This window comes from Hwanghaeella sp. (genome assembly GCF_965227365.1).
GTDB lineage: Bacteria > Pseudomonadota > Alphaproteobacteria > UBA8366 > Aestuariispiraceae > Hwanghaeella.
Map to the genome: position 1 here is coordinate 4,432,147 of NZ_OZ245754.1, position 14,936 is coordinate 4,447,082.

Genomic DNA, 14,936 nt, shown 5'->3' on the forward strand with positions numbered 1-14,936 from the left:
CACTATTCGCGCCGCACCGCCAAAGTCCTTCGCACGGCCCGCCGATACGGGCCGGCGCCGGCATACTTAGCTGTCGTCGTCGTCGTCCGAACCGGCAACGCCCGGCACGTCGTCATCGTCGTCGAGATCGCTGGTGTCTTCCAGCACGTCCTCGTCGTCATCGTCCAAATCGACGTCGAGATCATCCGAATCCTCGTCGGACGCCGCCTCTTTCTTTTTGGCTTCCTTGGCCGGCTTGTCGTCGTTCGCCGGCGCGTTGCGGCCGCGCTTCAGCTTCATCGCCGATTCAGGGTCGAATTCCGCGCCGCAGGACGGGCACAGGATCGGATCCTTTTCCAGATCGTAGAACTTCGCGGCACAGCTCATGCAGGTCCGCTTGATACCCAATTCCGGTTTGGCCAAAACTCATCTCCTCGAAAACATGACGGCCGGCGGTCCGTCTGGCCCCCGCCCGTTCCGGCGTCCAATAGGCCGGCTTCCCACGATTGGCCGGTCGCGACGTTCACTCCCGCGCCCGTCCAGCCGCACCGTCAAGCAAGTTATCACGCTATGCTGGCCGCGGCTTTTGCCAATTTCCGTCCAGCCTGTCAAAAGCAAAATGCCCGTGATTCGCATTGGGCATTGGCGCGCGGCGCGCAGAACGGGTGACGCGTCCGGATCTCCATGCTAGAGGGGCGCGCCATGAACCCGGCCGACGGCCCCCGTCCCATAACCGCGAGAAACGCGCCATGTCCGACCATGAGACCGCCCCCAAACCCATCACGGCCCGTCCCGGCGGGGCCTTGCGCGGCAGGGTGAAGGTCCCGGGCGACAAGTCGATTTCCCACCGCGCGGTGATGTTCGGCGGCCTGGCCGTGGGCGAAACCCGTATCCTGGACGTGCTGACCGGCGAGGACGTGATCCGTACGGCCGAGGCCTTCCGGGCGCTCGGCGCCTCCGTCGATATGGAAGCCGACGGCAGCTGGCGGGTCCGCGGCGTCGGCATCGGCGGGCTGACCGAACCGGCCGACGTGCTGGATATGGGGAATTCCGGGACCGCGGCGCGGCTGCTGCTGGGCGTGCTGGCGGGACACGGCATCACCGCCTTCATGACCGGGGACGCTTCGCTGCGCAAGCGCCCGATGGGCCGCGTGACCGTGCCGCTCGCCCAGATGGGCGCGCAATTCACCACCCGCAGCGGCGGCCGCCTGCCGCTGGCCATCACCGGCAAGGAAGAGCCGGTGCCGATCGAATACGAATTGCCGGTCGCCTCGGCCCAGGTGAAATCGGCCGTGCTGCTGGCCGGCCTTGCGGCGCGCGGCGCCACCACGGTGATCGAACCGCAGGCGACCCGTGACCATACCGAACGCCTGCTGCGCCATTTCGGTGCGACCGTGACGGTCGAGGATCGCGCGGACGGCAGCCGCCGGATCACCGTCATAGGACAGCCGGAACTGACCGCGCCAAAAGACCCGATCCGGGTGCCGGCGGATCCCAGCTCGGCGGGTTTTCCCATCGTCGCCGCCCTGATCGCGGCGGGGTCCGAATTGCATCTGCCCAATATCGGCCTGAACGAGACGCGCACGGGGCTCTACACGACATTGCAGGAAATGGGCGCGGATATCTCGATCGAGAACCGCCGTGACGAAGGCGGAGAACCGGTCGGCGACTTCACGGTTAAGGCCTCCGCCCTGAAGGGCATCGAGGTCCCGGCCGAGCGCGCGCCCAGCATGATCGACGAATATCCGATCCTGGCGGTCGCCGCCGCCTATGCGGAGGGCAAAACGGTGATGCGCGGCATTCACGAATTGCGGGTCAAGGAATCCGACCGGCTGGCCGCCGTCGCCGCCCTGCTGCGGGAAAACGGCGTGACCGTCGAGGACGGCGAGGACTGGATGATCGTGCACGGCACCGGCGGGCCCGGCGGCAAGGGGGTTCCCGGCGGCGGCACGGTGCAGACCCATCTGGACCACCGGATCGCGATGAGCGCCCTGGTGCTCGGCCATGCGGCCGAAGCGCCGGTCAGGATCGACGACGGCGAGGCCATCGGCACCAGCTTCCCCGACTTCGTCGGCTTGATGAACGGGCTGGGCGCGGATATCGCGCCGGATTAGGCCCATTCGAGTAGAAGATACGGACGACGGAAAAGAAACAGGAACGGTAGAGACGATGACGGTTATCGCAGTGGACGGCCCGGCGGCCAGCGGCAAGGGAACCCTGGCGCGGAAACTGGCCGCCCATTTCGGCTACGACTATCTGGACACCGGCAAGCTCTATCGCGCGACCGGCCTTGCCGTCCTGAACGCCGGGAAGGACCCGTCGGACGAAACGGCCGCGGTAGAGGCGGCGAACAGCATCGATCCGGCGCGGCTGGACGACCCGGCCCTGTCGGGTGACGACGCCGCGGCGGCGGCCTCGAAAGTCGCGGCGATCGGGGCGGTTCGGGCCGCCTTGAAGGACTTTCAGATCGCCTTCGCGGCCCGCCGACCGGGTGCGGTATTGGACGGCCGCGACATCGGCACGGTGATCTGCCCGGATGCGCCGGCGAAGCTTTTCGTCACCGCTTCGGTCGAGGTTCGGGCCGAGCGGCGCCACAAGGAATTGCTTTCCCGCGGGGAAGACAGTATATACGCGCGCGTTCTGCAGGAGTTGAGGGAACGGGACGAGCGGGATACGAACCGCGCCGACGCGCCCCTTCGCCCCGCCGATGACGCCCAAGTGCTGGATACCAGCGCGATGTCGATCGACGAAGCCTTTGCGGAGGCACTGAAGATCGTGGAAGGGCGCCTCGCTTAGCAGACGCTGTTTTTACCCGCTGAGTATTTTAGAGCGGCCGGACCCGGCAGGGTCCCAATTGGTACGCCTTGCGTTCGAGCTCCGCGCCGCAAGGTCTTTCGGCTTTTCAACGCTGCCCGCGGTGGGCGCGGCCGAGCTACGGGGCAAGACCACCGGAGACAACCGGTTGGCAGGAACACGACACGTGAAAGGATTTTCCTCATATGAGTTCCGAAATGGTTAAAGAAAGTTTTGCCGACCTGCTGGAAGAGTCGTTCGGCGCGCAGTCCAGCATCCTCGGCACCGTCGTTAAGGGCACCGTGATTTCGGTCGACAACGACATGGCGCTGATCGACGTCGGCCTGAAGGCCGAAGGCCGGGTCGCGCTGAAGGAATTCGGCACGGCGGCCGAGCCCGCCAATCTGCAGCCGGGCGATACGGTCGAGGTTTTCGTCGAGCGTCTTGAAGACCGCAACGGCGAAGCGGTTCTGTCCCGCGAACGCGCGAAGCGCGAAGAAGCCTGGACCAAACTGGAAGAAAGCTACGCCGCGAACGAGCGCGTCAACGGTTCGATCTTCGGCCGCGTCAAGGGCGGCTTCACCGTCGACCTGGGCGGCGCCGTCGCGTTCCTGCCGGGCAGCCAGGTGGATATCCGCCCGGTCCGCGACGTCACCCCGCTGATGAACACGCCGCAGCCGTTCCAGATCCTGAAGATGGACCGCAGCCGCGGCAACATCGTGGTTTCCCGCCGCGCCGTTCTGGAAGAGACGCGTGCGGAACAGCGCAGCGAACTGATCGAGAACCTGAAGGAAGGCATGGTCCTGGAAGGTGTTGTGAAGAACATCACCGATTACGGCGCCTTCGTCGATCTGGGCGGTGTCGACGGCCTGCTGCACGTCACGGACATCTCCTGGAAGCGCATCAACCACCCGTCGGAAGTCCTCACCTTCGGCGAGACCGTCAAGGTTCAGGTCATTCGCTTCAACGCCGAAACCCAGCGCATCAGCCTGGGCATGAAGCAGCTTGAAGCCGATCCGTGGGAAGGCGTGGAAGCGAAATACCCGCTGGGCGCCAAGTTCGTCGGCACGGTCACGAACATCACCGATTACGGCGCCTTCGTGGAGCTGGAGCCGGGTATCGAAGGCCTGGTCCACGTTTCCGAAATGTCCTGGACCAAGAAGAACGTCCACCCCGGCAAGATCATTTCGACCAGCCAGGAAGTGGAAGTCATGGTGCTGGACATCGATCCCGCCAAGCGCCGGATCAGCCTGGGCATCAAGCAGTGCCTGAGCAATCCGTGGGAAGACTTCGCGGCCCAGCATCCGGTCGGTACCGAGATCGAAGGCGAGATCAAGAACATCACCGAATTCGGTCTGTTCGTCGGTCTGCCGGGCGAGATCGACGGCATGGTCCACATGTCCGACATCTCCTGGGAAAAGTCCCCGGAAGAAGCGCTCGGCGACTTCAACAAGGGCGACATGGTCCAGGCCAAGGTGCTCGATATCGACACCGACAAGGAACGCATCAGCCTGGGCATCAAGCAGCTGGCCAGCGATCCGTTCGCCGATGCGATGGGTGAGGTCAAGAAGGGTGCGGTCGTCACCTGTGTCGTCAGCAAGGTCGTCGACAACGGTGTCGAGGTTCTGGTCAATGACGCCATTCCGGGCTTCATCCGCAAGGCCGACCTCAGCCGCGACCGTTCCGAACAGCGCCCCGACCGTTTCGCCGAAGGCGAGAAGGTCGACGCCAAGGTCACGGCCATCGACAAGGCTTCCCGCAAGCTGACGCTTTCCATCAAGGCCTTCGAACAGGCTGAAGAAAAAGAAGCGATGGAAAACTACGGCAGCTCCGACTCCGGCGCGTCGCTCGGCGACATCCTGGGTGCGGCTCTGCAGCGGCAGCAGGAAGGCAACAAGGAATAAGCCTGCATGGATGGGCTTGCATGAATGGGGCGGCGTTTCATCGCGGCCCCGTCCATCCCGCAGTGTTCCGATTACCCGCCGGCGGCAACCTTGCCCCGGCGGGTTTTTCTTTGCAGATAAATGTGTTGTATCGGTTTCTGCCGCTTGACGCGAAACCTTCGACGCGGCAACCTTTTCCGAACTTAATCAAAGCTTCGGGTCGCCACGGCGCACCGCCCGCCGGCAAACGCCGGTGACGGCCGGTGAAATTTTGGCCAAATCGACCCAGTTAGAGTGCACCGGGAACAATCCGCTTGCCCGCCTTGGACAGGACCTGGGCAGACAGCGCAGATCAGGGGGTACTGATGACACGGTCCGAGTTGATCGCGACAATCGCGCAACGGAACCCGCACTTGTACCATCGGGACGTGGAACGGATCGTCACCACCATCTTCGAGGAAATCTCCTCGGCGTTGGCCAATGGCGATCGTGTGGAGCTTCGCGGATTCGGTGCCTTTTCGGTCAAGCGCCGCGGCGCGCGCGTCGGCCGCAACCCGCGGACCGGTGCCTCCGTCTCGGTCGAGGCGAAGGCAGTGCCGTTCTTCAAGACCGGCAAGCAGCTGCGGGAGCGGTTGAACGGCGAGTAACGCCTGCATGCCGTCCGGACCGGCCCGTTGGTGGGTCACGGGGCTTTGCATATACTGTCGTTCATCGGACCGCGTTGATGGGTCCTTCCGGCGCCTGGTTCGCCATTCTCGAGGGTCGACATGCGTTACATCTACTGGCTCTTCCTTCTGATCCTGGCCGCCCCGGCGGTCGTGTTCGCGCTGTCGAACCAGGAAACGGTGATCGTGCAGATCTGGCCGCTGCCGTTCGAGATCCCGATCGTCACCTATCTTCTGGTTTTCATTCCCTTCCTGATCGGATTCCTGGTCGGCGGCATCGTCGCCTGGCTCGGCGCCGGGGCCGGCCGTAAACGCGCGCGCGACGCCCGGCACAGGGCAGAGGAGGCGGAACGCAAGGTAAAGCGCCTGGAACAGGAATTGTCCGTTGCCCGCTCCGCGCAAGCGGGATCTAGTCAGGCAAATACCGAGCAGCGCGCCATCGGCCAACAGCAGACCTTGCCCGCCCGTATCGAAGACGATACAGCCGATAAGGACAAAGACCGCGCGGCGGCCTGATTTTCTCACCCTGCGATTGGGAGTTCTCCGGAAATGAGTGACAAGGTTGTTGGCCCCGTCGACGCCATCATCATCGGTGCCGGCGTGATCGGTGCCGCGGTCGGGTACGAGCTGGCCAAGAAGGGCTGGAAGACGCTCAACATCGACAAGAATCCGGTCGCCGGATACGGCTCGACCAGCGCCAGCTGCGCCATCATCCGGGTCCATTATTCGACCTATGACGGCACCGCGCTGGCCTATGAAGGCTTCAAGTATTGGGAAAACTTCCGCGACTATCTGGAAGCCGCGCCGGACGAGAACCTGGCCAAATTCGTGCAGTGCGGCTGCATGGTCTACAAGGTCGATGCCAACAACAAGATGGAGACCATCATCGCGCGGGCCCGCGACCTGGGCGTTCCCTTCGATGAATGGACCCCGGAGCAGATCAAGGAACACCTGCCCTTCGTCGATACCAGCCGGTTCACGCCGGCCCGCGCACTCGACGACCCGGATTTCGGCAACAAGGCGGGCGGTGAGATCTACGGCGCGGTGCATTTCCCGACCGCGGGTTACGTCAACGACCCGCAGCTGTCGGCGCAGAACATCGCCGCCGCCGCGGAACGCAAGGGCGGCCGGTTCCTGTACAACGCGGCCGTCGCCGAGATTCTGCAGGAAGACGGCCGCGCCGTCGGCGTGAAACTGTCGGACGGCACCGAGATCCGCGCCAAGGTCGTCGTCAACGTGGCCGGGCCGCATTCCTCCAAGATCAACGACATGGCGGGCGTGACGGACGGGTTCAACATCAAGACCGCCGCGCTGAAACAGGAAGTCAGCCACGTCCCGGCGCCCCCGGGCTTCGATTACGAAAAGCTGGGCTACGTGATTTCCGATAGCGACATTTCCGTCTACAGCCGCCCGGAACAGGGCAATCATGTGCTGATCGGGTCGGAAGACCCGGAATGCGATCCGCGCATCTTCGTCGACCCGGACGACTGGGACGACAGCTTCACCGATCAGTGGAAGGTCCAGGTCTATCGTCAAGCCCAGCGCTATCCGACCTTGCCGGTCACCACGCCGGTGCGCGGCGTGACCGCGCTGTACGATGCGTCGGACGACTGGATCCCAATCTACGACAAGACCGATCTGCCGGGCTTTTATGTCGCGATCGGCACCAGCGGAAACCAGTACAAGAACGCACCGGTTGCCGGTAAACTGATGGCGCATCTGATCGAAGCCTGCGAAGCGGGTCACGACCACGATGCCGATCCGTTGGACTTCCACCTGGAGAATATCGGCCGCACGGTGAGCCTTGGCTTCTATTCGCGCCGGCGGGAGATCAACACGGAAAGCAGCATGTCGGTGCTGGGCTGAGGCCTCGGACCGGCACCAGACCGGGAGGCAAACCGCCATGATCATCGCCATCGTTCAAATTCCCTTCGACGGCCCGAAACGCCCGCGCGACGATGTCGTCGCCCTGTCCGTGAAATCGGCGGGCGAAATTTTTCACGACGTCAAAGGCCTGCGCCAGAAATTCTATCTGAACGGCGACCAGGGCGGCGGCGGCGTCTATATGTTCGAGACCCGCGAGGACGCGGATGCCTGGTTCAACGAGGACTGGGCCGATTGGATGGAAGGCCGCTTCGGCGCCCGCCCCACCTTGGCGATTTACGACAATCACGTGGTGCTGGACAACGTGGCCGACGAGGTCCGCGTCGACGGCGAACCGATACCCGCCCCCTGGGCCGATAAGGGCACGGCGGCGGCCGAATAGGTTGCCGCCACACGGCAAAGCGTGTATTCGCAGGTTTCAGCCTGACAATCTGAACAGCTGACCCGCGGAGGAACTCTGCCATGGCCCATCCACGCCCGACGAAACCCCACCAGCGCGTATTGGTCGCGCTCGACACCCCGGATGTGGAACGCGCGGTTTCGCTGTCCCGTGATCTGAACGGTCTGGTCGGCGGCGTGAAGCTCGGCCTTGAATTCTTCAACGCCAACGGGCCCGACGGCGTGCGGCGCGTCTCGCGCGGCAGCCTGGAGGAAACGCCGCATGGGCAGGCGGTGCCGCAACAGCCGCTGTTCCTGGACCTGAAATTCCACGACATCCCGAACACGGTGGCGGGCGCGGTGCGCTCGGTCATGCCGCTGACGCCGATGATCCTGAACGTCCATGCGGGCGGCGGCCCGGCGATGATGAAGGCCGCGCTGGACGCCGCCAATTTCGCGGCCGAGCCGCTCGGCACCGTGCGACCGATCCTGATCGGCGTCACGGTCCTGACCAGCATGGATGACGGTGACCTGGATGCGGTCGGCCAGCGCGGCCCGGCCAGCGATCAGGTCATCCGCCTGGCGGAGCTGACCCAGAAATGCGGCTTGGACGGCGTCGTCTGCTCGCCGCATGAGATCAAACGCATCCGTGAGGTCTGCGGTCCCGACTTCCGCCTGATCGTCCCGGGCATCCGGCCGGCGGGCAGCGAAACCGGCGACCAGAAACGCGTCATGACCCCGAAACAGGCGGTGGAAGAGGGGGCCGACTGGATCGTCATCGGCCGCCCGATCACCGGCGCGGCGGACCCGGCGGCCGCGGCGAAATCCATCGCGGAAGAACTGAACGGGTAGGGGGTCAGCCGACCCGCAGCGAAAAGCGGTTATCGGCGCGTACCGGCGCCAGGGGCAGCGGCGGCAGGCGACCGCCATAGACGTGGTCGGCCAGCCAGGCCTGCTCGGCTTCCAAATCTTCGGTCAGGGTCCACCAGACCCGGTCGGCCGCGTCCCAGCGATAGCCGCGCGCCCGCAGGATATCCTTGGTTTCGAAAGGCGAGTTGACCGCACGGACCAGCGTGCGCGCCTTGCGCGCGGAGTCCAGCAGCCCGGCAAGCACCTTCTCCCCCGTGGGCAGGGTGGCGGCCAGAACGGCGATACCGGCGAGGCAGTCGATCTTGGCCCGATGCCCTTCGAAGAAGTAGCCCTGTTTCATCACAAGGTATTCCAGGCTGTTGGAGGCGAAGCCACGTTCCTTCCAACCCAGATCCTCGATGGAACAGGCCCAGTTCAGCCCCTGAAAAACGGGCCAGGTCTTTTCCACCATAGGCCGGTCGAAGGAGGCGCTGTGCGCGATCACGAGGCCGACGCCCTCCAGGAAGGCCTCAACCTCCTCATCCGAAATCGTCTGACCGGCGACCATGTCGTCGGTGATGTTGTTGACGCGGGTGGCTTCCGGCGGAATGGGGCGGCCCGGGTCGCGGAAGCGGTTGAAGGCTTCCTCTTCGTACACTTTATGCACCGCACCGCTCGCCGGGTCGTAATCGAAGGCAACCATCGCCAGTTCGATCACCTGATCCTGCAACACGTCGGTGCCGGTTGTTTCGGTATCCAGGAAGACGGCGCGCCGGGTCATCTCACCCGGCGGCGAAACCGGAATCAGGCTGACCTCCAAGCGCCGCAGGACCCGAAAATCCGGGTCCGCGTCCAGAAGTGCCGCCGCGGCATTATTGTCGATCATCGTCCCCCCAAACTTTCTACAGCAGGGACTTTACCACATCCGGGCTGATATTGGCCCCGCAGAGAACCAGCACGACCTTCTTGCCCTTCAGGCGCGGCGCTTCCCGGCGCAAGGCCGCCAGGGTCACGGCGGCGGCCCCCTCGACCAGCATATGTTCGTTGCGGAACAGATCGCGAAAGGCATCCTCGATCGCGGTTTCGTTCACTCGAACCAGCGTATCCAGGTTGTCGCGGCAAAGCGGGAAGGTGATGCTGCCCTCGTCCAGCCCGCCGGCCGTGCCGTCCGACAGGGTGGGGTCGTGCGGGATTTCGACAATCTCGCCCGCCTCGATGGAAGCGATCATGGCCGCCGAATTCGCCGGGGCCGCGCCGATGGTCTCAACCGTCGGCAGAACGGATTTCAAATAACCGGCAATGCCGCTGGCCAAGCCACCACCGCCGACGGCGATTACCACCGCATCCATGTCTGGCACCTGCCGCGCCAGCTCCAGCCCGATCGTGCCCTGACCCGCGATCACGTCAGGGTCGTTATAGGGGGAAACATAGGTGGCGCCGGTTTCCCTGGCGACGCGCTGGGCCTCGACTTCCGACTTGCCGGAATCGCTGCCATGCACATGCACGGTGCCGCCCAGGCGTTCCATATTGGCGATCTTCGCGGGCGAGGCCCCTTCGGGCACATAGATGTCGACCTTGCCCCCGGCGATCTGGGCGGCCTTGCTGACGGCCGCGCCATGGTTGCCGGAGGACGCGGTGACGATCCCGGCCGCCTTTTCCGCCTCCGACAACTGCAGCACCTTGTTCAACGCGCCGCGGATCTTGAAGGATCCGGTCTTCTGGATGTTCTCCAGCTTCAGGAAAACCTCGCAGCCCAACTCGGCGCTGAGGCTCGGCGCCTCCACCACGGGCGTCGTGACGATGTGCGGGCCGATCCGCTCGGCGGCCGCTTCGACGGCCTGTTTCAAATTTTCCATGGCAACGCCCCCTGACCAAATTCTTTCACCGCGGCAACAGACTCCGATGCGCCGAACGGGTCAAGGTAACTCGGCTACACCAACCCGAAAGCCATCAGCAGGAAGGCGTATTCCTCCGCCGTTTCATGCAGGGACTCGTAGCGGCCGGATTTGCCGCCATGGCCGGCGCCCATATTGGTCTTCAGCATCAGGACGTTGCCGTCGGTCTTTTCCGCGCGCAGCTTGGCCGCCCATTTCGCCGGTTCCCAATAGGTGACGCGCGGATCGCTGAGGCCCGCTGTGATCAGGATCGGCGGGTAGTCCTGCGGCTTCACATTCTCATACGGGCTGTATTCCAGGATATAGTCGAAAGCCTGTTTGTCGGTGATCGGGTTGCCCCATTCCGGCCATTCGATCGGCGTCAGCGGCAAGGTATCGTCCAGCATCGTGTTCATCACATCGACGAAGGGGACATGGGCGACAGCCGCGCGCCACAATTCCGGTGCCTCGTTCAAGGCGACGCCCATCAGGGTGCCGCCGGCACTGCCGCCTGAGATGGAGATCCCGCCCGGCGCGGCATAGCCCAGGTCTTCCAGTGCCCGGGCGCAGTCGATGAAATCGTTGAAGGTGTTCTTCCGGTCCATCAGCTTGCCGGCCTCGTACCAGCCGTAGCCCAACTCGTCGCCACCCCGGATATGGGCGATGGCAAAGGCGAAGCCGCGTTCCAGCAGGCTGATACGGCTGGTCGAGAAGGCCGGCGGCATGCCGAGCCCATAGGCCCCATACCCGTAGAGATGCAGCGGCCGCGACCCATCACGCTTGAAATCCTTGGAATGCACGATGGAGACGGGAACCCTGGCGCCGTCCCGCGCGGTGACCGTCACCCGTTCCGTGACATAGTCGGCCTTGTCGTAGCCGCTGGGAATCTCCTGCACCTTGCGGGTGGTCAGCGTCTTCGCGGTCACGTCGAAATCGTAGACGGTCGACGGCGTGACCATGGACGTATAGCCGACCTGGATGACCGAGGTGTCGAATTCCGGGTTTTCGCCCAGGCCGGCCGTATAGACGTCCTCGTCGAATTCGATGACATGCTCGCCGGTGATTTCGCCGCCCTTGTGGAACAGCAGGCGCAGCCGGTCGATCCCCTCGATCCTCTCGCTCAGAACCAGGAAGTCCTTGAAGGCCTCCACCCCGCGCAGATAGCGCCCATCGGTGCCGGGTTCCAGTTCGACCCAGTTCTCCCGCCCCGGCGCGGATAGAGGCGCGCGGGCGAGACGCGAATTCTTGTGCGTGTCATTGGTGCGAATGAAAAGATGATCGCCCGCATGGGCGACGTCGTATTCGACGCCCGGGTCGCGCGGCGCGATCAGGATCGGGTCGGCCAGCGGATCGTCGGCGGGAATCAAACGGATTTCGCTGGTCACGTGATCGCCCGCACCGATTTCGACGAAGCGGCGGCTTTGCGATTCACCGATGCCGACGAAATAGGCGTTGTCCTGTTCCTCGTAGATCACAACGTCGTTTTCGGGGTCCTCGCCCAGCGTGTGGAGTTTAACGCGGAAGGGGCGCAGCTGTTCGCTGAGTTCGACATAGAAGAACTTGTCGCTCGCCGCCGACCAGACGACCCCGCCGCTGGTATTGGGGATTTCATCGGTCAGTTGATCGCCCCCTCGGTCGCCCCGGGCGATGACGTTGACGCGGATCGTGAAGCGTTCCGATCCGTCCGTATCGCTGGACCAGGCCAGCAAGTTCGCGTCGGGCGAAACGGAAGCGGCACGCAGACGGAAATAGTCCAACCCGCCGGCCAGTGTCGGTTCGTCCAGGATGACCTGTTCCGCGTCCTCGGCCCCCTTCACGGGGCGGCGCAGCCAGGTACGGTATTGCGCGCCCGGCTCGAACCGGCGCCAATAGTAATAATCACCGTCTTTTACCGGGACGGAGGAATCGTCATCCTTGATCCGTCCCTTCAGTTCTTCGAACAGCGTGTCGATCAACGGCTGCTGCGGCTTCATGACCGCGTCGAAATAGGCGTTCTCTTCGTTCAGGTAGCCCAGGATCGCCTCGTCCGTCACGGCGGGATAGCCCGGATCGCGCAGCCAGCCATAGAGGTCCGTCAGAACCGTTCCGTGCACGTCGCGCTCCTCCAGCTTGCGCGCCGCCACCGGGGGCAGCGGGGTCGCAGGCGGGGGCAGGATGGTGCGGTTCGGATCGGTCATGCGTCATTCTCCATGTAATCGTGCCATACCGTGCAATACGGTGGTCTGCGGCGGACGAAGCCGGCCGCCCTGTCGATCGGCGGTTTGCGGCGGTCCGCCCAACACCTAACCACTCTTTCCGATGGTTCAAGGCTTTCCGCCCGCGCCGGCGCCGCCCAAACCCCTTGCATCCCCCGCTTCCGGCCATTAACTCCGAATCTCATGCAGGAAGAAAATCCATGACCAGACCACAAGAACGGGACAACGCGGTGATCGCCGCGCATGACTATTTCGCCGGCGGCGCGTTCGAGCGCGAATTCGCCGAGGCGATCGCCTGTCCGACCTGCAGCCCCGAGAAAGACCCGCGGCGCAAACAGTTCGACCGGTATTTCGACCAAGTCGTGGGCCCGCAGCTGGACGCCGCGGGGTTCCGGCGCTCGGTCATGCCGAACCCGCTTGCCGATACCGTCGCCGCGGCGGGGCCCTTCCTGTTCGCGGAACGGATCGAGGATCCTGCGCTGAAGACCGTCCTGATCTATGGCCACGCGGATACGGTGGCCGGGATGGACGACAGCTGGGCCGCGGAGCTCGCCCCCTTCGCGCTGACCCGCAAGGGTGAGCGGCTGTACGGCCGCGGCGTCGCGGACAACAAGGTGCAGCATTGGATCGCCATCAAGGCCCTGCGTTTCGTGCTGGCGGCCAAGGGGCGGCTCGGATTCAACGTGAAACTGTTGCTGGAAACGGGTGAGGAGACCGGCTCGCCCGGCCTGCGGGATTTCTGCGAGACAAACCGGAACCTGCTGGCGGCGGACGTGCTGATCGCCTCCGACGGGCCGCGTCTGAAGCCGGACCGCCCGACGATCTTCACCGGCGCCCGCGGGGCGATCAATTTCGAACTGATCGCCCACTATCGCGAAGGGGCGCATCATTCCGGCAATTGGGGCGGATTGCTGAAAGACCCCGGCACCCGCCTTGCCCATGCGCTGGCCGCGATTACCGATGCCCGCGGGCGGATCGAGGTGCCTGAATGGCGGCCGCGGAACAGTTTGACCGACCGGGTGCGGGAACTGCTCGCCGCCTGCGAACCGCTCGACGATTCGGATGGGCGCCTACCCGGCGAACCGGCCATCGACCTTGATTGGGGCGAACAGAATTTGACCCCGGCGGAGCGGGTCTTCGGCTGGAACAGCTTCGCGGTGCTGGCCCTGGATCTGGGCAATCCGGCGACGCCGGCCAATGCCATCGCCGGCAGGGCGCGGGCCGTGTGCCAGTTGCGCTTCGTCGTCGGCACCGACCAGGACGACATTTTGCCGGCGTTGCGGCGCCATCTGGATGCGTTGGGCTTCAAGGATATCCGCGTGCAGGCCGACAAGGACGATGTCGCCATGGCGGCGACCCGCGTCGATCCGGACAATCCCTGGGTTGGTTGGGCGCGCGACTCGCTGGCCCTGACCACGGGCAAGGACCCTGTCATCCTGCCGAATTTGGGCGGGTCCCTGCCCAATGACTGTTTCGCGGATGTCCTGGGCTTGACCACGATCTGGATTCCGCATTCTTATCGCGGCTGCTGCCAGCATGCGCCGAACGAACATATTCTGGCCCCGGTGGTGGAGGAAGGTCTGCGGATGATGACCGGCCTGTTCTGCGACCTGGAAGCCGGTCCGGCGCCGGTATCGGGCTGAATTCTCAAGAAGGCGGTTGGAAAATCCCATGAAGGTGCAAGCGAAGATCTGCGGTTTGTCCGATGCCCCGACGCTGGATGCGGCGGTGCGCGCGGGCGCGGGGTATGTCGGCTTCATGTTCTTCCCGCCGAGCCCCCGTGCCGTCCGGCCGGAGCAGGCGGCGCCGCTGGTCCGCGCGGTCCCGGAGCGGGTGAAATCGGTCGGCGTCTTCGTCGATCCCGACGACGCGCTGCTGGAACGGGTGTTGAAGGACGTGCCGCTGGATATCATCCAGCTGCATGGGGACGAACCGGTCGAACGTGTCGCCGCGATCAAGGAGCGGACCGGGCTTTCCGTCATCAAGGTGTTCAAGATCGCCGAGGCGGACGATTTCCAGCCCGCGCGGCGCTACGAACAGGTCGTCGATTATCTGATGTTCGACGCCAAGCCGCCGAAGGACGCGACCCGGCCCGGCGGCAATGCCGTCGCCTTCGACTGGACCCTGCTGCGCGGCCAGGATTGGGCGAAACCCTGGTTTCTCGCCGGCGGCCTGACAATCGACAACGTCGCCGGCGCCGTGAAAATGACCGGCGCGCGGCTGGTCGACGCCTCCTCCGGTGTCGAGGAATCCGTCGGCCGGAAAAACCCCGATATGATCAGGAAGTTCCTGGCGCAACTTGCCTGATCCTGCGCTCAGCGCCCTCTGCATCGCAATATAAAGCGTGCCGGCACCCGATTCGCGCAAGGTTTGGCCCTTTCCTCACGCCCTACGCCACAGCCTAAGGTAATGGGATAGGAACATAGCAAGATTGTG

At 64.4% G+C, this 14,936-nt stretch carries 14 protein-coding genes; 10 read left to right on the plus strand and 4 right to left on the minus strand.

What is annotated here, in order from left to right; translation table 11 throughout:
- Window positions 1-66: 66 nt before the first annotated feature.
- Window positions 67-402 carry a TIGR02300 family protein gene (locus ACQK2G_RS20260; protein ID WP_425406847.1) on the minus strand — a complete coding sequence of 112 codons (336 nt, stop codon included), beginning with the start codon at window positions 400-402 and terminating at the stop codon, window positions 67-69.
- A gap of 326 nt (window positions 403-728) precedes the next feature.
- Here ACQK2G_RS20260 and aroA point away from each other — a divergent pair, with 326 nt between their 5' ends.
- From aroA to pyrF, 8 genes are all read left to right on the plus strand, one after another.
- Window positions 729-2,093 carry a 3-phosphoshikimate 1-carboxyvinyltransferase gene (aroA, locus tag ACQK2G_RS20265; RefSeq protein WP_425406848.1) on the plus strand — a complete coding sequence of 455 codons (1,365 nt, stop codon included), beginning with the start codon at window positions 729-731 and terminating at the stop codon, window positions 2,091-2,093.
- Between the two features lie 55 nt (window positions 2,094-2,148).
- Window positions 2,149-2,775, plus strand: a complete 627-nt coding sequence (gene cmk, locus ACQK2G_RS20270; RefSeq protein ID WP_425406849.1) for a (d)CMP kinase — start codon at window positions 2,149-2,151, stop codon at window positions 2,773-2,775.
- A 203-nt stretch (window positions 2,776-2,978) separates the two neighbouring features.
- A complete protein-coding gene (rpsA, locus tag ACQK2G_RS20275) occupies window positions 2,979-4,676 on the plus strand; it encodes a 30S ribosomal protein S1 (RefSeq protein WP_425406850.1) in 1,698 nt (565 codons plus the stop codon).
- 344 nt (window positions 4,677-5,020) lie between these two features.
- On the plus strand, window positions 5,021-5,302 hold the full coding sequence (gene ihfB, locus ACQK2G_RS20280) for an integration host factor subunit beta (RefSeq protein WP_425406851.1): 282 nt from the start codon (window positions 5,021-5,023) through the stop codon (window positions 5,300-5,302).
- 120 nt (window positions 5,303-5,422) lie between these two features.
- Window positions 5,423-5,836 (plus strand): lipopolysaccharide assembly protein LapA domain-containing protein, encoded by a 414-nt coding sequence (locus tag ACQK2G_RS20285; RefSeq protein ID WP_425406852.1) that lies wholly within the window; start codon window positions 5,423-5,425, stop codon window positions 5,834-5,836.
- A 33-nt stretch (window positions 5,837-5,869) separates the two neighbouring features.
- Window positions 5,870-7,186, plus strand: a complete 1,317-nt coding sequence (locus ACQK2G_RS20290; protein ID WP_425406853.1) for an NAD(P)/FAD-dependent oxidoreductase — start codon at window positions 5,870-5,872, stop codon at window positions 7,184-7,186.
- Window positions 7,187-7,223: 37 nt separating this feature from the next.
- Window positions 7,224-7,586 (plus strand): hypothetical protein, encoded by a 363-nt coding sequence (locus ACQK2G_RS20295; RefSeq protein WP_425406854.1) that lies wholly within the window; start codon window positions 7,224-7,226, stop codon window positions 7,584-7,586.
- A gap of 80 nt (window positions 7,587-7,666) precedes the next feature.
- Window positions 7,667-8,434: an orotidine-5'-phosphate decarboxylase gene (gene pyrF / locus ACQK2G_RS20300; RefSeq protein ID WP_425406855.1), complete on the plus strand. Its 768-nt coding sequence runs from the start codon at window positions 7,667-7,669 to the stop codon at window positions 8,432-8,434.
- Between the two features lie 4 nt (window positions 8,435-8,438).
- On the opposite strand, the gene ACQK2G_RS20305 is transcribed toward pyrF, so the two are convergent.
- The 3 genes from ACQK2G_RS20305 to ACQK2G_RS20315 form a co-directional block, all read right to left on the minus strand.
- Complete coding sequence (locus tag ACQK2G_RS20305; protein WP_425406856.1) at window positions 8,439-9,317, minus strand: 3'-5' exonuclease; 879 nt, start codon at window positions 9,315-9,317, stop codon at window positions 8,439-8,441.
- Between the two features lie 16 nt (window positions 9,318-9,333).
- Window positions 9,334-10,287 (minus strand): threonine/serine dehydratase, encoded by a 954-nt coding sequence (locus ACQK2G_RS20310; RefSeq protein ID WP_425406857.1) that lies wholly within the window; start codon window positions 10,285-10,287, stop codon window positions 9,334-9,336.
- 74 nt (window positions 10,288-10,361) lie between these two features.
- Window positions 10,362-12,482: a S9 family peptidase gene (locus tag ACQK2G_RS20315; protein ID WP_425406858.1), complete on the minus strand. Its 2,121-nt coding sequence runs from the start codon at window positions 12,480-12,482 to the stop codon at window positions 10,362-10,364.
- A 218-nt stretch (window positions 12,483-12,700) separates the two neighbouring features.
- Between ACQK2G_RS20315 and ACQK2G_RS20320 the strand changes: the two genes are divergently transcribed.
- Together ACQK2G_RS20320 and ACQK2G_RS20325 are read left to right on the plus strand one after the other, a co-directional pair.
- A complete protein-coding gene (locus ACQK2G_RS20320; RefSeq protein WP_425406859.1) occupies window positions 12,701-14,143 on the plus strand; it encodes a M20 family metallopeptidase in 1,443 nt (480 codons plus the stop codon).
- A 28-nt stretch (window positions 14,144-14,171) separates the two neighbouring features.
- Window positions 14,172-14,807, plus strand: a complete 636-nt coding sequence (locus ACQK2G_RS20325; RefSeq protein ID WP_425406860.1) for a phosphoribosylanthranilate isomerase — start codon at window positions 14,172-14,174, stop codon at window positions 14,805-14,807.
- Window positions 14,808-14,936 lie beyond the last annotated feature (129 nt).